Origin of the sequence: Corynebacterium yudongzhengii (assembly GCF_003065405.1) — a bacterium.
Taxonomy (GTDB): Bacteria; Actinomycetota; Actinomycetes; order Mycobacteriales; family Mycobacteriaceae; genus Corynebacterium; species Corynebacterium yudongzhengii.
In genome coordinates this window covers 2076467-2099264 of record NZ_CP026947.1, presented here as the reverse complement: position 1 = coordinate 2099264, position 22798 = coordinate 2076467, and the positions used below count along the sequence as shown (strand labels likewise).

22 protein-coding genes, 5 tRNA genes and 1 pseudogene are annotated in these 22798 nt (G+C 64.4%); 17 read left to right on the top strand and 11 right to left on the bottom strand.

From position 1 onward, the window contains the following. Positions 1-14: 14 nt before the first annotated feature. Positions 15-1535: an amidophosphoribosyltransferase gene (purF, locus tag C3B44_RS09785; RefSeq protein ID WP_235840468.1), complete on the top strand. Its 1521-nt coding sequence runs from the start codon at positions 15-17 to the stop codon at positions 1533-1535. A gap of 8 nt (positions 1536-1543) precedes the next feature. Continuing rightward, positions 1544-2617 (top strand): phosphoribosylformylglycinamidine cyclo-ligase, encoded by a 1074-nt coding sequence (gene purM, locus C3B44_RS09780; protein WP_108432199.1) that lies wholly within the window; start codon positions 1544-1546, stop codon positions 2615-2617. 121 nt (positions 2618-2738) lie between these two features. Here purM and C3B44_RS09775 read toward each other — a convergent pair whose 3' ends face one another. After that, positions 2739-2927 (bottom strand): DUF3073 domain-containing protein, encoded by a 189-nt coding sequence (locus tag C3B44_RS09775; RefSeq protein ID WP_108432198.1) that lies wholly within the window; start codon positions 2925-2927, stop codon positions 2739-2741. A gap of 143 nt (positions 2928-3070) precedes the next feature. Further along, complete coding sequence (gene ygfZ / locus C3B44_RS09770; RefSeq protein ID WP_235840467.1) at positions 3071-4183, bottom strand: CAF17-like 4Fe-4S cluster assembly/insertion protein YgfZ; 1113 nt, start codon at positions 4181-4183, stop codon at positions 3071-3073. Between the two features lie 97 nt (positions 4184-4280). Here ygfZ and C3B44_RS09765 point away from each other — a divergent pair, with 97 nt between their 5' ends. Next, entirely contained in the window at positions 4281-5165 is an 885-nt protein-coding gene (locus C3B44_RS09765) for an aminodeoxychorismate lyase (protein WP_108432196.1), read from the top strand. Between the two features lie 650 nt (positions 5166-5815). Here C3B44_RS09765 and C3B44_RS09760 read toward each other — a convergent pair. Together C3B44_RS09760 and C3B44_RS09755 are read right to left on the bottom strand one after the other, a co-directional pair. Continuing rightward, positions 5816-6517 (bottom strand): heme-binding beta-barrel domain-containing protein, encoded by a 702-nt coding sequence (locus C3B44_RS09760; protein ID WP_108432195.1) that lies wholly within the window; start codon positions 6515-6517, stop codon positions 5816-5818. 10 nt (positions 6518-6527) lie between these two features. Continuing rightward, positions 6528-7376 carry an LmeA family phospholipid-binding protein gene (locus C3B44_RS09755; protein WP_108432194.1) on the bottom strand — a complete coding sequence of 283 codons (849 nt, stop codon included), beginning with the start codon at positions 7374-7376 and terminating at the stop codon, positions 6528-6530. Between the two features lie 30 nt (positions 7377-7406). Here C3B44_RS09755 and mshD point away from each other — a divergent pair, with 30 nt between their 5' ends. The 5 genes from mshD (at position 7407) to pstB (ending at position 12790) form a co-directional block, all read left to right on the top strand. Then, positions 7407-8342: a mycothiol synthase gene (gene mshD / locus C3B44_RS09750; RefSeq protein WP_108432193.1), complete on the top strand. Its 936-nt coding sequence runs from the start codon at positions 7407-7409 to the stop codon at positions 8340-8342. Positions 8343-8664: 322 nt separating this feature from the next. Then, positions 8665-9825 (top strand): phosphate ABC transporter substrate-binding protein PstS, encoded by a 1161-nt coding sequence (gene pstS / locus C3B44_RS09745; protein WP_108432192.1) that lies wholly within the window; start codon positions 8665-8667, stop codon positions 9823-9825. Between the two features lie 153 nt (positions 9826-9978). Next, positions 9979-11046 carry a phosphate ABC transporter permease subunit PstC gene (gene pstC, locus C3B44_RS09740; protein ID WP_108432191.1) on the top strand — a complete coding sequence of 356 codons (1068 nt, stop codon included), beginning with the start codon at positions 9979-9981 and terminating at the stop codon, positions 11044-11046. A 14-nt stretch (positions 11047-11060) separates the two neighbouring features. After that, positions 11061-11981 carry a phosphate ABC transporter permease PstA gene (pstA, locus tag C3B44_RS09735; protein ID WP_108432190.1) on the top strand — a complete coding sequence of 307 codons (921 nt, stop codon included), beginning with the start codon at positions 11061-11063 and terminating at the stop codon, positions 11979-11981. Between the two features lie 32 nt (positions 11982-12013). Next, positions 12014-12790, top strand: a complete 777-nt coding sequence (gene pstB / locus C3B44_RS09730; RefSeq protein ID WP_108432189.1) for a phosphate ABC transporter ATP-binding protein PstB — start codon at positions 12014-12016, stop codon at positions 12788-12790. A gap of 118 nt (positions 12791-12908) precedes the next feature. Here pstB and phoU read toward each other — a convergent pair whose 3' ends face one another. Both phoU and dusB read right to left on the bottom strand, forming a co-directional pair. After that, complete coding sequence (phoU, locus tag C3B44_RS09725) at positions 12909-13667, bottom strand: phosphate signaling complex protein PhoU (RefSeq protein WP_108432188.1); 759 nt, start codon at positions 13665-13667, stop codon at positions 12909-12911. A 51-nt stretch (positions 13668-13718) separates the two neighbouring features. Beyond that, positions 13719-14894 carry a tRNA dihydrouridine synthase DusB gene (gene dusB / locus C3B44_RS09720; protein ID WP_108432643.1) on the bottom strand — a complete coding sequence of 392 codons (1176 nt, stop codon included), beginning with the start codon at positions 14892-14894 and terminating at the stop codon, positions 13719-13721. A gap of 120 nt (positions 14895-15014) precedes the next feature. On the opposite strand from dusB, the gene C3B44_RS09715 reads away from it, so the two are divergent. Then, positions 15015-15090: transfer RNA gene (locus C3B44_RS09715), tRNA-Lys, on the top strand. 66 nt (positions 15091-15156) lie between these two features. Here C3B44_RS09715 and C3B44_RS09710 read toward each other — a convergent pair. Then, a complete protein-coding gene (locus tag C3B44_RS09710; protein ID WP_108432187.1) occupies positions 15157-15675 on the bottom strand; it encodes a ClbS/DfsB family four-helix bundle protein in 519 nt (172 codons plus the stop codon). A gap of 12 nt (positions 15676-15687) precedes the next feature. Continuing rightward, the gene (locus C3B44_RS09705; RefSeq protein WP_108432186.1) at positions 15688-16029 is read right to left on the bottom strand and encodes a metal-sensitive transcriptional regulator; all 342 of its coding nucleotides are present in this window, start codon (positions 16027-16029) and stop codon (positions 15688-15690) included. Between the two features lie 179 nt (positions 16030-16208). Here C3B44_RS09705 and C3B44_RS09700 point away from each other — a divergent pair. Both C3B44_RS09700 and C3B44_RS09695 read left to right on the top strand, forming a co-directional pair. Then, positions 16209-16281, top strand: a tRNA-Glu gene (locus tag C3B44_RS09700). A 34-nt stretch (positions 16282-16315) separates the two neighbouring features. Beyond that, positions 16316-16392: transfer RNA gene (locus C3B44_RS09695), tRNA-Asp, on the top strand. Positions 16393-16456: 64 nt separating this feature from the next. Here the strand turns inward: C3B44_RS09695 and C3B44_RS09690 are convergent. Then, complete coding sequence (locus C3B44_RS09690) at positions 16457-16678, bottom strand: hypothetical protein (RefSeq protein ID WP_108432185.1); 222 nt, start codon at positions 16676-16678, stop codon at positions 16457-16459. A gap of 166 nt (positions 16679-16844) precedes the next feature. Here C3B44_RS09690 and C3B44_RS09685 point away from each other — a divergent pair. The 5 genes and pseudogenes from C3B44_RS09685 (at position 16845) to C3B44_RS09665 (ending at position 20070) form a co-directional block, all read left to right on the top strand. Further along, a pseudogene (locus C3B44_RS09685) lies at positions 16845-18230 on the top strand (LLM class flavin-dependent oxidoreductase). Then, positions 18220-19260 carry an acyl-CoA dehydrogenase family protein gene (locus C3B44_RS09680; RefSeq protein ID WP_235840465.1) on the top strand — a complete coding sequence of 347 codons (1041 nt, stop codon included), beginning with the start codon at positions 18220-18222 and terminating at the stop codon, positions 19258-19260. Before C3B44_RS09685 ends, C3B44_RS09680 begins: the two are co-directional and overlap by 11 nt. A gap of 136 nt (positions 19261-19396) precedes the next feature. After that, positions 19397-19473: transfer RNA gene (locus C3B44_RS09675), tRNA-Asp, on the top strand. Between the two features lie 28 nt (positions 19474-19501). Further along, positions 19502-19574, top strand: a tRNA-Phe gene (locus C3B44_RS09670). 205 nt (positions 19575-19779) lie between these two features. Beyond that, complete coding sequence (locus C3B44_RS09665) at positions 19780-20070, top strand: GNAT family N-acetyltransferase (RefSeq protein WP_108432184.1); 291 nt, start codon at positions 19780-19782, stop codon at positions 20068-20070. Here the strand turns inward: C3B44_RS09665 and epsC are convergent. Beyond that, positions 20067-20651 (bottom strand): serine O-acetyltransferase EpsC, encoded by a 585-nt coding sequence (gene epsC, locus C3B44_RS09660; protein ID WP_108432183.1) that lies wholly within the window; start codon positions 20649-20651, stop codon positions 20067-20069. The genes C3B44_RS09665 and epsC overlap by 4 nt on opposite strands. Before the next feature lie 113 nt (positions 20652-20764). Next, on the bottom strand, positions 20765-21706 hold the full coding sequence (gene cysK / locus C3B44_RS09655; protein ID WP_108432182.1) for a cysteine synthase A: 942 nt from the start codon (positions 21704-21706) through the stop codon (positions 20765-20767). Between the two features lie 244 nt (positions 21707-21950). Between cysK and ramA the strand changes: the two genes are divergently transcribed. Next, positions 21951-22790, top strand: coding sequence for an acetate metabolism transcriptional regulator RamA (ramA, locus tag C3B44_RS09650; RefSeq protein WP_108432181.1), 840 nt, complete (start codon positions 21951-21953; stop codon positions 22788-22790). The last annotated feature ends 8 nt before the right edge of the window (positions 22791-22798 follow it).

Genomic DNA, 22798 nt, shown 5'->3' with positions numbered 1-22798 from the left:
CTAAGGTGTGTAGCGTGAGCATTCAGGATCTGCCAGTAGCCGACCTTGACGACCACGGGGAGACCTCACCACGTGAGGAATGTGGGGTCTTCGGGGTCTGGGCGCCCGGCGAGGACGCCTCCAAGCTGACCTACTTCGGCCTCTTCGCCCTCCAGCACCGCGGCCAGGAGGGTGCGGGCATTGCGGTGGGCGACGGGGATCGCATCGTCGTGTTCAAGGAGGCCGGGTTGGTCTCCCAGGTTTTCGACGAGCCCGTCCTCGGCGCCCTGCAGGGCCACGTCGCGATCGGGCACACGCGTTACTCCACCGCCGGCGCCGGCTCCTGGGAGAACGTCCAGCCGATGTTTCGCACGGCAGCGGATGGCACGGACGTCGCCGTCGGGCATAACGGCAACCTGACGAACTACCGTGAGCTTCTCGACGAAGCCGTCGCCCGCGGACTCATCCGGGAAACGGATCAGGTTTCGGGGCAGGGATCGTCGTCGGATACGGCGGTCATGGCGGCGTTGTTGGCGGCCGAGGTCAAGGATGGCAAGACGGTTCTCGACGCCGCGCGCTCCCTCCTCCCGCGCGTGCACGGCGCGTTCTGCCTGACGTTTATGGACGGCAACACGCTCTATGCCGCCCGCGACCCGCACGGCGTGCGCCCGCTGGCGCTCGGCCGGCTGCACAACGGTTGGGTCGTGGCCTCGGAGACGTGTGCCCTGGATATCGTCGGCGCCAGCTTCGTCCGCGAGATCGAGCCGGGTGAGCTCGTCGCGATCGATGATGCCGGCGTGCACTCCGAGCGCTTCGCCGAGCCGGAAGCTAAGGGGTGCGTGTTTGAATACGTCTACCTCGCGCGCCCGGATACGGAGATTAGGGGCCGCAGTGTGAATGCGACGCGGATTGAGATCGGCCGTCGATTAGCGCGCGAGTTCCCGGCGGACGGCGACATCGTGATCCCCGTGCCCGACTCCGGCACCCCCGCCGCGGTGGGATACGCCCGGGAGTCCGGCATCCCGTTCGGCCAAGGGCTGGTCAAAAACGCCTACGTCGGGCGGACGTTCATCCAGCCGACGCAGATGCTGCGCCAGCTCGGCATCCGGCTCAAGCTCAATCCGCTGCGCGAGGTCATCGAAGGCAAGCGGCTGGTGGTGGTCGACGATTCCATCGTCCGCGGCAACACCCAGCGGGCGTTGATCCGCATGCTGCGCGAGGCCGGCGCCGCCGAGATCCACGTGCGCATCGCCTCGCCGCCGGTGAAGTGGCCGTGTTTCTACGGCATCGACTTCGCCTCGCCGGGCGAGCTCATCGCCAACCACGGCGGCACCGAAGTTACCGATCACCGCGCCATCGCCGAGACCATCGGCCAGACCATCGGCGCCGACAGCCTGGGCTTCGTCTCCACCGAGGAGATGATCGAGGCCACCGAACAGCCCGCAGCAGACCTCTGCGCGGCGTGTTTTACCGGCGAGTATCCGCTGGGCCTTCCCGATGACAACCCCAATGCCGACGCGGTCCGCCGCATCCGCGCGAACGCCGACAAGGAGTAACCACAACCATGACCGACGAGAACACCTCGCCAGCAGGTGCGTCCTACGCCGCTGCCGGCGTCGACATCGCCGCCGGAGACCGCGCTGTCGAGCTGTTTAAGAAGCATTCGAAACGCGCCTCCCGCCCCGAGGTGCGCGGCGGGCTCGGCGGTTTTGCCGGGCTGTTCGCGCTCGGCAAGTATGACAAGCCCCTGCTCGCCGCCGGGTCCGACGGGGTGGGCACGAAGTTGGTGGTGGCGCAGGCCGTCGATAAGCATGACACCATCGGCATTGACCTGGTGGCCATGTGTGTCGACGACCTCGTCGTCTGTGGTGCCGAGCCGCTGTTTCTGCAGGATTACATCGCCATCGGCAAGGTGGTGCCGGAAAAGGTCGCCGACATCGTCGCCGGTATCGCGGAGGGCTGCGTGCAGGCCGGCTGTGCGCTGCTCGGCGGCGAGACCGCCGAGCACCCCGGGGTGATGGGCGCCGATGATTACGACGTCTCCGCCACCGCCGTCGGCGTCGTCGAGGAAGATGAGCTGCTCGGCCCAGATAAGGTGCGCGACGGGGATGTGATCATCGGCATGAAGTCCGCGGGCCTGCACTCCAACGGTTACTCGCTGGCCCGCCACGTGCTCCTCGAGCAGGCGGGGCTCTCTTTGGACGGGCACATGGAGGACTTGGGCCGGACGCTCGGTGAGGAGATGCTCGAGCCGACCCGCATCTACGCCAAGGATTGCCTGGCGTTGGCCTCCGAGTGCACCGTGCGCACGTTCTGCCACGTCACCGGCGGCGGGCTCGTCGGCAACATGGAGCGCGTCATCCCCGAAGGGCTTGTCGCCGAGATGCACCGCAACACCTGGCAGCCGCAGCAGATCTTCAAGACGATCTCCGCGCTCGGCAAGGTCAGCCGAGAAGAGATGGAAAAGACCTTCAACATGGGGGTGGGCATGGTGGCCGTCGTCTCCCCGGCGGATCGTGACCGCGCCCTGGCCATGCTCACCGCCCGGCATGTCGATGCCTGGGTCCTCGGCGAGGTTCGCGAAGCCGAGGGCGAGGAGCCGCGCGCCCAGCTGATCGGCGACCACGCCCGACACTAAAACGGCAGGAAAAACACCTCTGCCCCGTGCACCGCGCTAGCGGCGACGGGGCGGAGGTGCTTTCACCGGTCAGGACGCAGGATAAGGTCGTCCGACCGAGTAGAAATATGAGGCGAGAAAGTCAGCGACGATCGTCCTCGTCCCAGTCTTCGTACTGGGAGTAGTCATCATCGTAGGAATCATCCTCGTCCCGCTGCGGTTTCTTCCCGGCGAGTTCACGCTGGAGAGAATCCAGATCCATCTCGGGAGAGTTGTACTTCAGCTGGCGAGCAACCTTGGTCTGCTTTGCTTTGGCGCGACCGCGACCCATGGCCTGACCCCCTTGAGGTTTGGGACCGATCCAGGGAATTCGGATGGCCCATCGACTGTCTTATTGTGCGTAATCCTGCCACACACAATAGCTAATTTGGGACGCGAATGCGTAGCCGGGTGGCTACGGGGCGTCGATAAGCGTCAGTTTTCGGGGTTGCGCAACCGGTTTACGGCCGCGCGGCCAGCGCGAACCCCCTCGTCGGTGGGTAAAGAATCCGGATCGACGGTCGCGGCGACCTCGCCGCGCCCAGAGTCCTCAGCGGGGGTGATCACGAGTTGGGGGTTCTTCAACGCGCTGCGCTTCACGAGCGCCAAAGCGATCGGCCCGTAGTCGCAGTCGTGCACCACGGTGCCGACGCGCCCGATCGCCCGTCCCCCGGACTTTATGGCGATGGCATCGCCGGGCAGCGGCTCGTCGAACGCCGAGCCGTCGAGCTGCAGCGTCACCAAAAGCCGCGGCGACTGCCCTAAGTTCTCCACCCGGGCGACGGTCTCCTGGCCGCGGTAGCACCCCTTGTTGAGGTGGACGGCCGCCGCGCGCCCGCCGCGGGCGATGAAGTTCGGTACTTCGTGCGGGATGGCGCGGTTATCGAGATCAACGCCGAGCTCCGGCTCGACCGCGCGCACGCGCTCGGCGGTGAAGCTCATCAGCCCCGACAGTGGCAGCCCAGCGCTGTTCAACGCGCTTTTCAGGGCCGTGCGCGGCAACGCGAGATCGCGACGGCGTACCGCCGACCAGTCGACGTCGCGGACAAAGCGGGCCTCGGGGACGTCGATATCTCCCTCACCGAGCACTGTGACGATCGCTAGATCCGTCTCGGTGATCTCCACCTGCGACCAGAAGACCATCTGCTCGAGGAACTTCTTCAGGCTTTCTGTCTGCCGCGATGGGACGTCCAGATAGTAGGAGCCCTCCACCTTGGTGATATCCGCGTGATGCAGGATATGGCCCTGGATATCCAAATCGAGGGCGGAGGCCGAGTATCCGTCGGCGACATCGTCGAGCTTCTGCGACAGCAGGTTGTTGAGGAACTCGGGTGCGTCGTCGCCGGTGACCGCGAGGACGCGGCGCTGCGAGCGATCGATCGCCACCGGCTCACGGTGCGCCCGCCGCTGCTCCGTCAGCGGGTCGCCGTAGTGCCAGGCAACGCCTTCGGTGTCGAGCAGGTCGTCGACACCCTGGAACGTCACCGCCCCCGGCGTCGGCAGAAGGGGAGAACGGTACTGGGCTGCTGTGTTGTCTTGATCGCTCACACCGTTCATCGTAATGGCAAGCAAGGGGCATAATTCAAGGTAGGCCGGTGTGCTGTGCCGGCTGATCCACTGACGTTTCAGACTCCAGGTGAGGTTCATGACCCGAATCGATCCGCTCATTTACATCATCGAACCCTTCGGCGGTTCGGTGCGCTGGCACAATCCCAACCTGCCGCACGTCTTCTTTGACGACGCCGCCGTCACCCGAGGCGACGGTGTCGTCGAGACGCTGCTGCTAAGCGGTGGTCGCCCGGCGAACCTCGCGCGGCATGCGCAGCGCTTCGCCCGCTCCGCCGAACAGTTCGGGCTCGGGCCGATCGACACTGAGCACTGGGAGCGGGCGGCCCTCCAGCTCGCCGAGGAATGGGAGGACCGGCACGAAGGCGTGGAGGCGCGGTGCACGTGGACGCTCTCGCGGGGACGGGCGAGCGCCGGGGTGCCGACGGCCTGGATGGTCGCCACCCCCATCAGTGAGACGGTGCGTGGGCAGCGCGACAACGGCGTCACCGTGATGACCACCGGGCGCGGCTACCGCATTGTCGAGGACGAGCACGTGCCGGAATGGCTGCCGCAAGGGGCGAAGTCGCTCAACTACGCCACGACCATGGCGGCCGTGCGACACGCCCGGGCGCGCGGCTTCGACGACGTCATCTTCGTCGAGGACGACCGCGTCTTAGAAGGCGCGACCTCGACGGTGATCGTGGTCAGCCGCTCCGGTGCGTTGCGTACCCCGCCGGCCGGACGCGGCGTGCTGGTCAGCACCAGCCAGGCAGCGCTCTTCGCCGCCGCCCACGCTCAGGGGCGCAAGGTGAAGGAGAAGAAGTTGCTTATCGACGACCTCCTCTCCGCCGACTCCGTCTGGCTCTTAAGCTCTACCCGACGCGGCGCCCGCGTCCGCGCGATCGACGGCCACGAGCTTCCCGCCGGTCAGCACGACACGGAGATCCGCGCGCTCATCGAGGAGGCGTTGACCGCGGGGTAGGGGTTTCTGTGGGCTGGTGTTTTGGGGGCGTTTCGTGTGCGTTTCGGGCGCGTGAGCATGTTGCGTTTACGCTTGTCGAAAGGAGCCGGTCGAAAGGGCGCGCCCTTTCGACCGCGTGGGACTCGTTTAGGGGCACCTCCTTTCGACCAGCACTATCGCGGCATGGAGAGTGTGGTTACCTGTCCTGGCTTTTGCGGAACAGTAGGGGCAGAACTGTGCCGAAAAGCGGGCACGGGCCTTCGTATGAGACCGCTGGGGCGAAAGGGGCTGGTGGGACACCGCGGTCCCTAGCCTCGCGCTCACCGCCGTCACAGCGCGCATGGTGCGTTTGCGCTGGTCGAATTCACCCCTATAGAAACGAGCCCCGCGCGGTCGAAACCAGCACTCCTTTCAGTGAGGGTGAATTCGACCAGCGATAGTGCACCATGAGCGCACGGCCGGGCAGGCGCGCGACTCCGTGGATCTGTCGCCCCACCGGCCCCATCCGCCTCTCCCGCAAAACGCCCGCAGCCAGCGAGACCCTCTCGGCTATAGCGCGTTAACGCTGGTCGAAAGGAGGTACCCCTAAACGAGTCTCGTGAAGTCGAAACGAAGTCGAAACCAGCAGTCCTTTCGTGCGCCCCCGCGCCGCCAGAAAGACCCGCTAACAGCTACCCCGCGATCCGCTTGAGCTGCGCGGAGAGGTGCGGGGAGAGTTCGCCGGTGTCGTCGGCGCGTTCGTCGACCCAGCCGAGGTTGTTGTTGGGCATCAGGCCGAACAGGCGCTTGCCGGGGCCGAGGTTTTTCGGTCCTTGCTCGGTGACCATGGTGGAGGCGGAAGAGATTTCCCAGGCGCGCTCGTTGTAGGGCTTGCCGTACATGATTTCGACGGCTCCGGTGGACAGGCAGGTGATCACCTCGATCTCGTCCCTTGCGGAGATCCGCCAGAAGCCGGTTTCGCGCTGGTCGGGGCCGGTGGATTGGCCGTTTTCATCGAGTCGCCACAGCCGGGACTCGTAGGTGAGGTAGTCCTCGCCGTCGTGGGCGAAGATGATCTGCTGGCCGAAGGCGAACTCCTCACCGTTTTCGATGGCCTGGCCTTCCCCGCGCCACACGCCGACGAGCGGCAACAGTGCGAGGAGCGCATCGTTGAGGCTCGGGCCGTGGCGCAGGTTGGCGGTGTCGTCTGGCACGGGCAGCTCATCCAGGTTGAGCGGCGGGATGTTGCGGTGCGCCGTGGACTTGGACTGCTCGGCAGCCAGGTTCACGGCTTCGTTGCCGTCAAGCGCGCCGGGGCGGCGGTTGTTGCCGGCGGCCGCGGCGTCGGCCGGCGTGTCGACGGACGGGTTCTCCTCGTGCTCGTGATTCGTCATGGCCACTAGCTTATCGTCCGCCGTCGGTGGCGATATCATCCGCGTTCTTCCAGGCGGCGGTTTCGGGGTCGTCGGCCGCGCCGGTATCGAGCGGGGCGAGCAGGCCGAGTTCGAGTTCGAAGGCTTGGCGCTCGGATTCGAAGATGATGGACCCGCCGGACATCTGCACCTGGGAGGCCGGGCGCTGAAGTGGCAGTTGGCGGGTGTCCATCGTGTAGGTGAAGGTCTCCGTGACCTCGTCGATGCGGCCTTCGGGGGCGTCGAGGATGTCTTTGACCGTCATGACGAACATCGGCCCGCGCAGCCGGAGGTCGACGAGGACGGTGACGGGGTCGTCGAAACCCGGCGGCGTGCCGGTCAGCTGTGCCTCCGAGGCGACCCCGCCGCCGGGGGAGATGTCGTAGGGGTTGGCGATATCGAGGTCCGTGATGCCGAGCAGCTGCCCGAAGGCCACGCCGTCGAGCGAGATTTCCCGTTTGAGCAGTTCGGTCGGCGCGCCTTCGAAGTTGCCGCTGAGCACCTGGCCGGGGGTGACTTCGATGCCGGAGAGCTCGGTGCGTGCGTTGACGATGCCGAGTCCTTCGACCGACAGGTCCAGCGATTGTACGCTCATCATCGGGATCTCCCCGAACAGTGCCGCGCCGAGGTAGGGCGTGCCGCCGACATAGGTATCCGGCGAGACGGACAGGTTGGCGGATTCCTCGACCGCGCCGGAGAGCTTCGCCTCCACCCGCATCGCGATCGCCGAATCCACCACCCACACGGCACCGGCTGCCACGGCCACGCCGACGACGCCACCCAGCAGGCGACGCTGCCACGGGCGCAGGCGGTTTGCGGTGGTCACAGCACGAGAACTCATCACCTCATTTTTACCCGATAGGGTGGGGGCATGAGCGAAGCGATACTAACCTGGACGACACTTTCCGACGACGCCGAACGCGCCGCTGCGGCGCACCGCCTTCTCGCGGCCTGCCACGAGGCGGACGGTGTGGAGGCGTTCAGCGAGCAGTTCGTTCTCGGCATCGATGACGCGCGCCTCGAGCACCGCCACCTGGTCGCCGAGATCGACGGTGAGCTCGCGGGCGTGGCGGCGGTGACCGGCACCGACGTCGAGCTGGCCGTGGCGCCGCGCTACCGGCGGCGCGGCGTCGGCACCCGGCTTATCCACGAGGTCCAAGCAGGTATCGACGACGCCGCCTTCTGGGCGCACGGCAACCTCGAGGCGGCGGCCGAGCTGACGCAGGGGGAGGAGATGACCACTGTGCGCCGTCTGCTGGTCATGTCCGTCGATGGTGTGCAGCTGGAAGACACCAGCAGTGAGGTGCCGGAAGGCTATGTGGTGACCAACCTCGCCGAGGCCAGCGAGCGTTACGGTCGAGATTTCGCCGAGCGCGCCTGGCTCGAGGTCAACAATGACGCGTTTTCCTGGCATCCCGAGCAGGGCGGCTGGGACATGGAGCGTCTGCACCGCTCCCAGGAGGTCGATTGGTACTCGGACGAGGACGTGCTCCTGCTGTGGGAGGCCCCTGCCGGCGACCAGCGTCCGCAGCTGGCCGGTTTTCACTGGACGAAATGGCAGTCTGGTAACGATGGTGCCGACGACCACCGCCAAGGCGAGGTCTACGTCGTCGGGTTGGCGAATGCCTACCGCGGCAAGGGGCTCGGTGGCCCGGTGGTGGAGATCGGCCTGGCGCATCTGCGTGCCGGGGGAGCGCGCGAGGTCATCCTGTATGTCGAGGACGATAACGAGGCGGCGGTGCGTCGTTACGAAAAGATCGGCTTCCGTATCGCCGAAGAGCACGTCGTGTACGCGAAGCGGGGGTAACTGGTGGGGGCGTGATTATGGCCTCATCTCTCACCCCGATTGTGCAGGTGCCCACATTTTCCCAGCAGGTGGGAAAGCTTGAAGCGTCACTGACCAGCGCGGATGGTGCGCGCGGGACGTATACATACTTTTGTTAACTAGCTGTTCACCCAATGTGACCTTTGTGGTTAACGTCTGGGCGTTAGCTTGATTTCCAGTGAGCAACATTATGCGTGCTGTTCAGGTGTCCCTCACCGCAGCGTCCGCGTCACGGTTCCCCGATGCGGGTTCTGGCGTTGCTCGTGTAGTCACGAACTGATTCTGCACCGGAAAGGGAATTTCTGTGATCCGCAACTTCAAGCGCACCGCTTCCATCTTGGGTGTCGTGGCCTTGGGCTCCGCCGCTCTCGTCGCCTGTGGCGATGACTCCTCCAACGGCGACGGCGACACCGGCGCCAACGGCGGCGGCGAGGCCGCCAACGGCGGCGGCGAGGCCGCCAGCGCTGACGGTCTGTCCGGACAGACAGGCGAGCTCGTCGGCGAGGGCGCCTCCTCCCAGCAGAACGCTATGGCCATTTTCAACGCTGTCTACTCCGACACCGTCGAGGGTGCTTCCCTGGCCTACAACCCCACCGGCTCCGGCTCCGGCCGCACCAACTTCATCGCCGGCCAGGTGGATTTCGCTGGCTCCGACTCCGCTATGGACGAGGAAGAGGCTGCTGATGCACAGGAGCGTTGCGAGGGCAACGAGGCATGGCACCTCCCGATGGTCATCGGTCCGGTCGCTATCGCCTACAACCTGGATGGCATTGATGATCTGAACCTGACCGTCGACAACCTGGCCGACATCTTCTCCGGCGAGGTCACCAACTGGAACGACGAGTCCATCGCTGAGGCCAACCCGGACGCCGAGCTGCCGGATCAGGAGATCTCCGTCATCGTCCGCGCTGATGAGTCCGGCACCTCCGGCAACTTCCAGCGCTTCCTCAGCAACGCCACCGACAACTGGGACTCCGAGGGCGAGAACTTCCCGGTTCCGGCTAACGGCTCCTCCGCTCAGGGCTCCGCTGGTGTTGGCACCGAGACCAACAACATCCCGGGTGCTATCACCTACGTGGAGTACGACTTCGTTCACCAGAATGACAACATCGAGGCTGCCAACATCGACTTCGGTTCCGGCCCGGTCGAGCTGAACGAGGAGAACGTCAACACCGCTCTCGAAGGCCTGGAGTTCCTGGAAGAGGGCCACAACATGGTCGTCGACACCGACGCCCTGTTCTCCCAGGATCAGGAGGGCTCCTACCCGCTCATCCTGACCGTCTACAGCATCGTCTGCTCCGCTGGCTACGACGAGGAGACCCAGAACCTGGTCTCTGACTTCTTCAACGTCGCCCTGGATAACCAGGAGGCCGTTGCTGAGCGTGGCTTCATCCCGGTCGAGGGCACCCACCTCGAGCGGCTGCAGTCCGCTGTCGACGCCCTCGGCGGTGGCGGCGAGGCCTAGGTCTTCCCACCGTCAGGAATGCCTGACCCGCGGATCACCTTAAAAGTGGTGATCCGTCCTGCCCCCGAACGACTCTGAGCGTTTGGGGGCGCTTGCACGTGTGGCGCAAAGATCATACGGATATTATTTTTTAGCACCTAAGGAAATCTTCTCATGGCTAACGACCCTAGGGATTCCGCTTCCAACGACCGGGGCGAGGAGCAGCTCTCCGCTCGCACCCAAACCCTGGGCCCCACCGAGGAAGCCGATCATCCCGAGAACACCCAGAAGATCGAAGAGCGCAAGTCCGGCAGCGGCGTGAAGCGCCCGGGCGACCGCGTCTTCGAGCTCCTGTCCACTGTTTCCGCGGCACTGATGACCGTCATCATCGCGGCCATCGGTATCTACCTGCTCCTCAACGCAGTGCCGGCTCTGCGGCGCAACGAGGGCGGGCTGCTCGGGTTCTTCACCTTCGACGGAACCTGGCAGACCGCCACCCCTGAGTCGATGCAGTTCGGTATTCCGAACCTCTTCGGCGCCACCGTGCTCATCTCGGTCTTCGCCTTGATCTTGGCGATGCCCGTGGCACTCGGCATCGCGATCTTCCTGTCGAACTACGCCCCGAAGAAGGCGGTCAAGCCGCTGGGCTACATCGTCGACATGCTGGCCGCCGTCCCCTCGATCGTCTACGGCCTGTGGGGCTGGCAGGTCCTCGGCCCGTTCCTGTCGAACTTCTACGTCTGGATCAACGAGAGCTGGCTGTCCAACATCTTCCTGTTCGCGTGGGACGGCGCCCCGCCGTTCGCGACCGGCCGTAACCTCTTCACCGGTGGGGTGGTCCTAGCCGTGATGATCCTCCCGGTCATCGCCGCCACCGCCCGCGAGGTCTTCGTGCAGACGCCCCCGGGGCACATCGAGGCCGCACTCGCCCTCGGCGCCACACGCTGGGAAGTCGTGCGCATGACCGTCCTGCCGTTCGGCTGGTCCGGCTTCGTCGCCGGCTCCATGCTGGGTCTGGGCCGCGCTCTCGGTGAGACCATGGCGCTGTACATGGTGGTCTCCGCAGCCTCCGACTTCCGCTGGTCCCTGCTGGAAGGCGGCACCACGTTCGCGACCGCCATCGCTAACGCCGCCCCTGAGTTCAACAACCCGATCTCCGCGGGTGCCTACATCGCCGCCGGCCTGGTGCTGTTCCTGCTGACCTTCGTGGTCAACACGATCGCCCGCTCGCTGGTCAAGTAAAGGAGGGCGGGAAAATGTCTACTTCCGTTAGCGCTGACAACAAGAAGATCTCCGGCAAGCAAGCGACTTTCACCGACATTGCCGGCAGCCGCAAACTGACCAACAACATCGCCACCGGGCTGGTCTGGTTCACGATGATCATCGCCATGGTCCCGCTCGTGTGGGTGCTGTGGACCGTGATCGCCCAGGGTCTGCCCAACGTGCTCAGCGTGGAGTGGTGGACCGAGGACCAGGGTGGCCTGCCTACCTTCCTAGAGGGCGGCGGAGCCCTGCACGCGATCGTCGGCACCATCCAGCAGACCTTCGTCGCCGCCGTGTTCTCCGTGCCGATCGGTATCTTCACTGCCATTTACCTTGTGGAGTACTCCCGCGGTGACCGCCTCGGCCGCATCACCACCTTCATGGTGGACATTCTCTCCGGTGTCCCCTCCATCGTCGCGGCCCTGTTCGTCTACGCCTTCTGGATCACCTCGCTCGGCTTCAACCGCTCCGGCTTCGCCGTGACTCTGTCGCTGATCCTGCTGATGCTCCCGCTGGTGGTCCGCAACACCGAGGAGATGCTCCGCGTCGTCCCGATGGATCTGCGCGAGGCCTCCTACGCCCTGGGTGTGCCGAAGTGGAAGACCATCGCTCGCATCGTCCTGCCGACCGCCCTATCCGGCATCGTCACCGGCATCATGTTGGCCATCGCCCGCGTCATGGGTGAGTCCGCGCCGGTGCTCATCCTGGTCGGCTCGACCAGCTCGTTGAACTTCGACATGTTCAACGGCCCGCAGTCCTCGCTTCCGCTGATGATGCTGGACATGTACAAGTCCGGTACCCAGGATCCGATCCTCGACAAGCTGTGGGGTGCCGCCTTCACGCTGGTTCTGATGATCGCCGTCCTCAACATCATCGCCCGCATCATCGCCGAGAAGTTCTCGGTCAAGAAGTAATCATCCACCTCTAGTTCCCAGGTAGGAGAAACATGACCAGCAAGCTCATCCTCAACGATGTCGACATCTACTACGGCGACTTCCACGCTGTGCAGAACGTCAACCTCGACATCCCCTCGCAGGCGGTGACCGCGTTCATCGGCCCCTCCGGCTGCGGCAAGTCCACCGTGCTGCGCACCCTCAACCGCATGCACGAGGTCATCCCCGGCGCCTACGTCACCGGCGAAGTCAAGCTCGACGGCCAGGACATCTACGCCAAGAACGTCGACCCGGTCTCCGTCCGCAACACCATCGGCATGGTCTTCCAGAAGGCCAACCCATTCCCGACCATGTCCATCGAGGACAACGTCGTCGCCGGCCTCAAGCTCTCCGGCGTGAAGAACAAGAAGAAGCTCAAGGAGGTCGCCGAGCGCTCCCTGCGTGGCGCGAACCTCTGGGAGGAGGTCAAGGACCGCCTCGACAAGCCGGGCGGCGGCCTCTCCGGTGGTCAGCAGCAGCGTCTGTGCATCGCCCGCGCCATCGCCGTCGAGCCTGAGGTCCTGCTCATGGACGAGCCCTGCTCGGCCCTGGACCCGATCTCTACGCTCGCCATCGAGGACCTCATCCACGAACTGAAGAACGACTTCACCATCGTGATCGTGACCCACAACATGCAGCAGGCGGCGCGCGTGTCCGACAAGACCGCCTTCTACAGCCTCGAGGCCACCGGTAAGCCGGGCAAGCTCGTCGAGTTCAACGACACCAAGAAGCTCTTCGAGAACCCGGACCAGAAGGAAACCGAGGACTACATCGCCGGCCGCTTCGGCTAGGCTTTAGCCTCCGCGCAGATCAGTTGCTGAAAACCCCGGTGCGGGGACCTTATTTACCAGGTACCGCGCCGGGGTTTTCGCATGCCCGCTTGGCGACGCGGCACACCCGCCGCGCGGCTTAAGCGTCGCGGCCGGAGCCGGGGCGGTACTCGCGGGCGAAACGGTGCTGGATGTCTTCGAAGCGGCGTACGATATCCACCTCGGCCTGGTCCCGCTCGGCATCCTCGTCGATCTGGTCCGGCATGAAACCGGTGATGAGGAAGACGATGCGGGAGGCGACGTTCACGCAGTGATCCGCCCAGCGCTCGAAGAAACGCAGCAGCAGGGCCGTATCGACGGCCTCCTGGACCGTTCCCTCCCAGTCCTGCTGCGTCAGGCGGGTCAGCAGGCGGTCGTTGACCTCGTCGACCGCATCGTCATCGCGCGCCAGGATGAACGCGATCTCCTGGTCCGGCTCCACGAGCAGCTGGCGGGTCTTATCCGCCATGTCATCGACCAGGCGGGCGAGTTCGGAGAAATCGTCGACCAGAAACTCCGGGATGGCCCGGTTCGGGTGCTGGCGCCGGGCGGCCTTCGCGATGTGCATGCTGAGAGCCGCCATGCGGTCGAAGTCCTCGACGATATAGATCGACGAGATCACCTGGCGGAGATCGCTGGCGACTGGCGCCTCGAGGGCTAAAAGCTGTACGGCGCGCTCTTCACAACGCTGCCGAATCTCTTCGAGGTGGTCCATCTGCGACAGGGCCTCCTCGGCCTGTTGCAAAGATCCACGAACTAGAGCTCGAGCCGCCATATCCATGGCTCCGCGGACCGAATCACACATGGTGATTAGGTCTTCAGCGAAGTCATCGAGCTCGGAACGGTAGGCGGTACGCATGCGCCCTATCCTATGGCACTTGGTGCTCTGGTGCACCGCCAGCGAAGTTTGCTAACCCCCGTTGTGCAAAGCGTCACCACCGGAGAGCACGGTGGCGTCGTCTTCGGGGTCGGCGAGCCAGCCCTCCGGAAGTACGACCTTGGCCGGCGATCCCTGCCGGCCGCGGGGGGCGTCGGCGGCGTCGGCACGCGCATCGGAGTCCGCGAAAGGCGCGAGGCGCTCGCGGAGGTCGGCGAGGCTGCGGATCTTCGTCAGCTCGGCGCGGACCTCACCGCCGACGGGGAAGCCGCGCATGTACCATCCCATGTGCTTGCGCATGTCCCGGCAGGCGTGGTCTTCGCCCATGTGCTCGGCGAGCAGCTCGCAGTGGCGCAGGATGACGCGGGTGACTTCGCCGAGGGTGGGCTCGTCGGGAAGTGGCTCGCCGCGGAGCTCGGCACCGAGGGCGGCGAAAAGCCACGGCCGGCCCAAGCACCCCCGGCCGACGACGACGCCGTGGCACCCCGTGGCATCCATCATCGTGCGGGCGTCCGAGGCGGCGAAGATGTCACCGTTGCCGAGCACCGGGATGCCGGTGGGTTCGAGGTGCTCGACGAGCGCGCGGATGGCGTCGAAATCCGCCTGCCCGGAATAACGCTGCGCGGCGGTACGGGCGTGCAGCGTGACCGCGGCGGCGCCCTCCTCGGCGGCGATGCGGCCGGCGTCGAGGTGGGTGGGGTGCTCGTCGTCGATACCAATGCGGAACTTGGCGGTGACGGGGATGTCTGTGCCCTCCACCCCGCGCACGGCGGCGCTGATGATGGAACCGAACAGGCGCCGCTTATAGGGGATGGCCGCGCCGCCGCCTCGGCGGGTGATCTTCGGCACCGCGCAGCCGAAGTTGAGGTCGATGTGATCGGCGATGTTCTCCTCGGCGATCATGCGGGCTGCGCGGTAGGTGTAGTCCGGATCGACCGTGTACAGCTGCATGGAACGCACGTCCTCGGCAGGGCCGAAGGTGGTCATGTGCAGCGTCTTCTCGTTGCGCTCGACGAGTGCGCGCGCCGTGATCATCTCGCAGACATAAAGCCCCGAGACGGTGCCCGTGCGCTGCAGCTCCTGCTCCCGGCACAGGGTGCGAAACGCCACGTTCGTCACTCCCGCCATGGGCGCGAGCACGACGGGAGAATCCACCGTGAGGTTGCCGATGGTCAATTGCTTGCGCGCGTGGGGAGCGGAAGGATTCATGGTCGTAGTCACGGCCACCATTGTCGTCGTACACTCGGGGGAACCTCAAACCGTCTTTTCACCGTAGAGCGCGGGTGGTTTCCGGGCAGCGGGGGAAAGGCGCTAGAATCATGGGGCATTGGGCCTTTAGCTCAGTTGGTAGAGCTACGGACTTTTAATCCGCAGGTCGTGGGTTCGATCCCCACAGGGCCCACCAAACACTAAAACCGCTGGTCGTAATTGGCCGGCGGTTTTCTACTGGGCTACGCGCGAGCTACCCGTATCATCCGGCGGCAGTCAGTTTCTTGAATTTCCTGATCTTGGTGCGGAAAGTAGTAAACGGTGCCACGGTGTTGATATGCACCCACTTCCATACTGGCCATGCCGACGGTGTAGAAGACGCCCACGCGCGCTGGTGCGGCTCAAATAGCTCCGCCTCAGTGAATCCCTCAACCATCTGGATGATTTCCCCGAGCAAAACCCTGAACTGGTCAACCAGTTCTTTAGCTGGCACTTTCTCCCAGCGTTGATAAAACTGTGCATACAGGCCACCCAGTTGATCCCACTTGAATCCTGGGGCGGGAGTGACCACATCGATGCCTGCCTGTTCGTCACGTTCCCAGCCGAGCAGCAGCTGGAGCCAGCCAAGCTGGTAAGCGATCATTTGGCGAGGCGTTCGGTCAACGCCTTCGACCAGCAGATCCCAATCGTCATCAGCAACGTCTGCGAACTCGCCGATGAAAAGACCGCCCCGCTTGGCGACCTCCGCGGCGAGCTCAGCCCCAGACTCATAGGTTTTCACCGCTCATACCTTCTAAGACTTCACCATCCGCCGCACGGCGGCCATGGCTTCGGTGATCTTGTCCTCGGCGAGCTCGCCATCGTTGGCGGCGGCGTCGCGCATGCAGTGCGACAGATGATCCTCGAGCAGCGCCAGCGCAACATTTTCCAGCGCAGAGTTCACAGCGGCGACCTGGGTGAGGATGTCGATGCAGTACTCGTCCTCAGCGATCATCCGGTGAATGCCTCGGGTTTGGCCCTCGATGCGTTTCAGGCGCGCAAGATAGCGCTTCTTGTCCTCGTGGTAGCCGGGGCGGTGAAAGCCATCGCCCGCATCATGGCACTGATCCTGCGCGTCGGGGCTGGGAGTGGAGATGGTAGCTGTCCTTTCCGCGAATGATTCGGTGTGCTGACTATATCACCCCACCCTATTTCTTCTGCGGCCGTGAAAACTCGAAAAATTGCCTTTGTAGTGCGGTTTTGTAAACTCTTCTGGCGTCGAGTAAGTTTTTAAGGGCTGCAACCGACGAGGGATTCTCGTGAAGGTGAAGGCGGGCCCCCATCGTCTAGAGGCCTAGGACACCGCCCTTTCACGGCGGCGACACGGGTTCGAATCCCGTTGGGGGTACGTACGTACAACGTACCTCCGAACATGAAAATATGGCCCTGTGGCGCAGTTGGTTAGCGCGCCGCCCTGTCACGGCGGAGGTCGCGGGTTCAAGTCCCGTCAGGGTCGCCACGTCAAGACCCCAGTGCACAGTGATACACGCTGTGTTCTGGGGTCTTTTCGCGTGCCCGCCTACTTACTTCTGCGAGTTCTTCTTCGCGATCACATAGCAGATCGCGCCCACCGCCGCTGCGGCGATGGTGAAGCCGATGCCGATCTCGCGGGACTTCTCGGCGACGACTTCGGTGTAGCTGCCCTCGGTGAGCATGGGCGCCACCACGAGGCAATAGGCCCAGATACCCACGATCACGGCTAAGAACGCCTGGGCGATTTTGTTCGGGCTGCTCAGGTTCTGCATGTCTTCTTCTTGGGGAGTGTTTGGGTAGTTCCACTGATAGCACAATCCCCAGAAAATAGATAGATTCACGGCGAATTATTCGCTTGTCGCCTACCACGTCAGCGCCCTACAGTTCCAGTACACGATAAGTAGACAAAGAGGTCTATAAAGAAAGTGCGAGGTAAACATGGGTAACGGGCAAAGAGAAATACTGCTGAACGCCTTCGATATGAACTGTGTGGTCCACCAGTCGCCGGGGCTGTGGCGCCACCCGCAGGACCAGGCGCGCAGCTATAACACGCTCGACTATTGGGTGAAGCTGGCACGCACGTTAGAAGAAGGGCTTTTCGACGGCCTCTTCCTCGCCGACGTCCTCGGCACCTATGACGTCTACGGCTCCAGCAACCAGGCAGCCCTGAGAGCGGGCGCCCAAGTGCCGGTTAATGACCCGATCCTTTTGGTCTCTGCGATGGCGGCGACGACGACACACCTTGGCTTCGGCATTACCGCCGGAACCGCCTATGAGCATCCCTATCCTTTCGCTCGCCGCCTGGCCACGCTGGATCACCTCACCAACGGCCGAATCGGCTGGAACGTGGTCACCGGCTATCTGCCCTCGGCTGCCCGCAACATGGGGCAGACGGACCAGCTGCCGCACGACGAGCGTTATGACCGCGCCGACGAATACCTCGAGGTCATCTACAAGCTGCTCGAGGGCTCCTGGGAGGACGACGCCGTCGTGGCCGACCGCGAGGCTGGCGTGTTCGTCGATCCCGCGAAGGTCCATCCGATTTCCCATAAGGGCAAGTATTTCCAGGTCCCGGGCATCGCGATCACCGAGCCGAGCATCCAACGCACCCCGGTCATCTACCAGGCGGGCGCCCCCGCGCGGGGTGCGTTTCGCCGGTGAGCACGCCGAGGCGGTCTTCATCAACGCCAACACCACCGCCGAAGCGAAGGAGACGGTGCAGCGTCTCCGGGACGCGGCGGAGCGCGCCGGACGGGATCCCTATGCGATCCGCATCTTTGCCATGCAGACGATCATCACCGGCGAGACCGAGGAGGACGCCCACCACACCTACGCCGACTACCGACGTTTCATCGACCCCGTCGGCGGGCTGACGCTCATGTCCGGCTGGACGGGCACCGACCTGTCCGTCTATGACCTCGACGCCCCCATCCAGGCCATCGAGTCCAACGCCATTCAGTCGACCGCCGCCCGCATCAGCGAGGCACCGACGACGGCGAGTGGACCGTCCGCGTGCTGGGGGAGAGCACCGGTATCGGCGGCTTTGGGCCGGTGCTAGTGGGCTCCGGACGGTCCGTCGCCAAGCAACTTGCCCAGTTCCAGGATGACACCGACGTCGATGGGTTCAATCTCGCCTATGCCATCACTCCGGCGACGTTCGAGGACATCGTCGCCTACGTCGTGCCCGAGCTGCAGGCCTTGGGCCGCTACAAGACCGCGTACACGCCGGGCTCGCTGCGCCATAAGCTTTTCGGCCGCGGCGATCGCCTTCCGGCCGAGCACCAGGCGGCCGCCTACCGGCCGGGGGTGAACGTTGCTTCCTAGTATCACCGCCGCACGTCACCCGCTTATCGACGCCACCACCCACGTCGACAGCCTCAAAAGCCTCCGCGCCTCCGGGGTGCTTGCCGCCCACGTACCCGAGCGCCTGGGCGGGCCCGAGCTGCCGGCCTCCGCGATCGCCGAGATCACCCGCGTGTTGGCCACGGTCGATGGCTCGCTGGCGCAGATTCCGCAGAGCCATTTCGTGTTTACCCGGTGGCTGTTAGCTGGTGAGCATCCAGAAGAAGAATCCTTATGGGCACGACGGCTTGTCGACGGTGCCCTAGTGGCCAACGCGCAGGCGGAGACCGACCCGGTGGTGCTCGATAAGGGACTGATCAGTGGGACAAAGCGCTGGTCTACCGGCTCGATCTATGCCGACTACCTGGCCATTACCGCCCGCAGGCCGGGCGAAGACGGACAATCCCTCGCGGCGTTCGTGCCGATAGATGCAGAGGGGGTGCGCATTGTCGACGACTGGCGGGGCCTGGGGCAAGCGGCGACGGGATCTGGCACCGTGGACCTGGATGCGGTGAAGGTAGAGCGCCTCTACGACCGCGCGCGTGCCCTCGCCATGCCGGGATACGGGGCGTTCGCGCAGCTTCTGCACGCCGCGATCGATGTCGGGATCATGCAGGCGGCGGTGGAGCGGGTGGTGAAGGCCGGTGTCGCAACCGACCGGCTGGTGAACCACCAGACCGGAGAGCTGGTGCAACGCACCTGGGTGGCCGCCGCGGCGCTACAGCAGGCCGCCGCGGAAGTTGATCGTCTCTTTCTGAGTGCGGGCGATCCTCATCGTGGGGCACTGGCCGTGGCGGCGGCGAAGTCCTGGATCGCTGAAGCCTCGGTCGACGTCACCTCGCGGATCTACGAGCTGCTCGGCGCGGCGAGTGCGACGACCACCAGTGGGGTGGATCGCTATTGGCGCGACACGCGTACCCACACCCTGCACGACAAGCGGCGCGAGAAGCTCGAGATTCTAGGGCGTGCGGCCTTAAGCGGTGAGCCGCCGGAGCTGGGCACAAGACTCTAGCCGGAAGGTCGAAACGACTGCGCCGATCGGTTGAAAAATGGCCGATGAACAGCTGACTTGTTTCCTTTGACAGGCCCTGTGTAAGGTTACATCTCGTGCAACGGACGGAGTCCGAAGCGCAAAAAATTTGAAGATTGGCCCTGTGGCGCAGTTGGTTAGCGCGCCGCCCTGTCACGGCGGAGGTCGCGGGTTCAAGTCCCGTCAGGGTCGCCAGGAAACGCCGCTGTAGCCGGCGTTTTCCGGCCAGATAGCTCAGTTGGTAGAGCGTCCGCCTGAAAAGTGGAAGGTCAGCGGTTCGACCCCGCTTCTGGCCACCGGCAGCCCGGGATCCTCCTTAACGAGGGTTCCGGGCGTTCTGTGTGTTAACTGAGGTTCCCTTCCATTTTCTGGGCGTTGGGGTAGTTTGCTACTCGTCACCTCTGTTGCTCTTTTGCCTCCCCGCAGCGCTGGGGCTGGAGAAGGCGCCTTCACAAGAGGAGGGCGCATCAGAGCTTGGGGCCCGGTGACATACTCAAGGACATGACCCGAAACAGTGAGACGTCGGTTATCCACGACGAAGAAAACTCCCGCTACCTGCTGCAGGTAGGGGAGCAGACGGCCGGTTTCGCCGCCTACCGAGACAATAAGGGCGTGCGCGATTTCAACCACACAGTGGTCTACCCGCGTTTTCGCGGTCAAGGTCTGTCGGGGCGGCTTATTGGGGAGGCGCTGGATGATACGCGCGCGTTAGGCCGGAAGGTGGTTGCTTCTTGCTCGGCGGTGCAGCACTTCGTCGATAAGCATGAGGGCTATCGCGACCTGCTGGCCTAAATGACGTAGTTGCCCGGATCGACATAGGAGTCCGGGTCGACGAGCTTGGCCTGCTCGCTCTTTTTGCGCGGGCGGGCCTTGGCGGGAACGCCGGTGGCGATGTGGTCGGCGGGCACATCCTTGGTCACGACGGCGTTCGCGCCCACCGCCGAGCCGTCGCCGATGACGACGGGCCCCAGAATCTTCGCACCGGCGCCGATGGTCACGTTGTTGCCCAAGGTGGGGTGGCGTTTAGTCTGTGTGAGCACCTGCCCGCCGAGGGTCACGCCGTGGTAGAGCATGACGCCGTCGCCGATCTCGGCGGTCTCGCCGATAACGATGCCCATGCCGTGGTCGATGAAGAAGCGACGCCCGATGGTCGCGCCGGGGTGGATCTCGATGCCGGTCAGGGCGCGGGCGATCTGTGCGCCGATGCGTGCCGGAGCCTTGATGCCGCGTTTCCACAGGGCGTGGTTGATACGGTGCAGCCAGATCGCATGCAGACCCGAGTAGACGATGGCGTTCTCGACGTCGCCGCGGGCGGCGGGATCATGAGCGCGGGCGTTACGCAAATCTTCCCGGATCAGCTGCACGATATTCATGTGGCAAACTCTATCAGTCTCGGCCATGAGCCCGGCAGGAACGGAGCATAAAAATTCACCGCCGCGGTGCCCGGTGGTAGGCTTCGCGGCGGTGAGCGAGAGAAAAGGCGCGACTAGTCGCGGATGTCCTCGTACAGGATGGTGGAGACGTAGCGCTCACCGAAGTCCGGGATGATGACGACGATGGTCTTACCCTCGTTCTCCTCACGCTTGGCTACCTCGAGGGCAGCACGGACGTTCGCGCCGGTGGAGATGCCGCCCAGCACGGCGTCAGCGGTGGCCAGCTTGCGGGAGGTGGCGACGGCCTCTTCGTTGGAGATAGCCAGGACCTCGTCGAGGATGCCGCGGTCCAGCACCTCCGGGATGAAGTTGGCGCCCAGGCCCTGGATCTTGTGCGGGCCAGCCTTGCCCTCGGTCAGCAGCGGGGAGGCGGCCGGCTCGACGCCGATGGCCTTGACGTCGGACTTCTGCTCCTTCAGGTACTTGCCAGCGCCCGAGATGGTGCCGCCGGTGCCGATGCCGGCGACGAGGATGTCGACGTTGCCGTCGGTGTCCTCCCAGATCTCCGGGCCGGTGGTCTTGTAGTGGATGCGGCGGTTGGCCTCGTTGGCGAACTGGCGGGCGAGCACGGCGTTGTCGCGCTCGGCGATGATCTCGTTGGCCTTGTCGACGGCACCCTGCATGCCGGCGGTGCCCGGGGTCAAGACGATCTCGGCGCCGTAGGCGCGCAGCAGGACGCGACGCTCGTTGGACATGGTCTCCGGCATCGTCAGGACGACGTTGTAGCCGCGGGCCGCGCCGACCATAGCCAGAGCGATGCCGGTGTTGCCGGAGGTGGCCTCGACGATGGTGCCGCCCGGCTTCAGCTCACCGGACTCCTCGGCGGCGTCGATGATGGCCTTACCGATGCGGTCCTTGACCGAGTTGGCCGGGTTGTAGAACTCCAGCTTGCCCAGAATGGTGGCCTTCGCGCCCTCGGCTTCCGGGAGCTCGTTGAGCTTGACTAGCGGGGTACCGCCGATGAGATCGGTGACATTGTCGTAGATCTTCGCCATGAACTGTTCTCCTTTGTTTACTGCTTGTCAGTAAGTCGGACTAACGCCACCATAGACCAAGATGTCTATTTCGTCTAGACCGACAGGTGCACAGCTATTTCCCATACTTCGGTACGCGATGAGGCGGGGTGTATTTTTTCTTACCCCCGATTACGGGCTACTATGAGCCTGAAATGGTTGGAAACCATGCAATCGTTCACGATATGGGGACACCTTTTCGGGTGGCCCTGGAGCTGGAGTCCCAATGGAAGCGCACAGGATGAAGGACGACGACGAGGCTGTCCGTTCCGCTCTGACCTCGCTAAAAACGGCCACCGGAATACCGGTGACCATGTATGGAGCACTACTTCCTGATAATCGCCTGCAAATTAGCCAGTGGATCGGTCTGCGTACGCCCGCGCTACAGAACTTGGTCATCGAACCGGGCTCGGGTGTGGGTGGGCGGGTCGTGAGCACCCGCCGCGCCGTGGGTGTCTCCGATTACACGCGGGCGAACACTATTAGCCATGAGTACGACAAGGCGATCCAAGATGAGTCTCTGCACTCGATCGTCGCGGTGCCGGTGATCGTGCGTCGAGAGATTCGCGGCGTTCTTTACGTCGGCGTGCACTCGCCGGTGCGCTTAGGCGACAAGGTGATCGAAGAGGTCACCATGACCGCCCGTAACCTCGAGCAGGATTTTGCCGTCAACTCCGCTATGCGCCGCAACGATGGCGGCAAGGCCAACACCAAGAGCGGCCGCGTCATGAACGGTGCCGAGTGGGAGCAGGTCCGCTCGACTCATTCGAAGCTGCGGATGCTGGCCAACCGTGTCGACGATGACACCTTGCGCAAGGAGCTCGAGGTCTTGTGTGACCAGATGGTCTCCCCGGTGCGGGTCAAGCAGTCGACCAAGCTGTCTGCCCGCGAGCTCGACGTGCTCTCCTGCGTGGCACTCGGCCACACCAACGTCGAGGCCGCCGAGGAGATGGGCATCGGCGCCGAGACCGTGAAGTCCTACCTGCGTTCCGTCATGCGCAAGCTCGGGGCCCACACGCGCTACGAGGCCGTCAACGCTGCCCGGCGCATCGGCGCGCTTCCCTGATTCCCGCT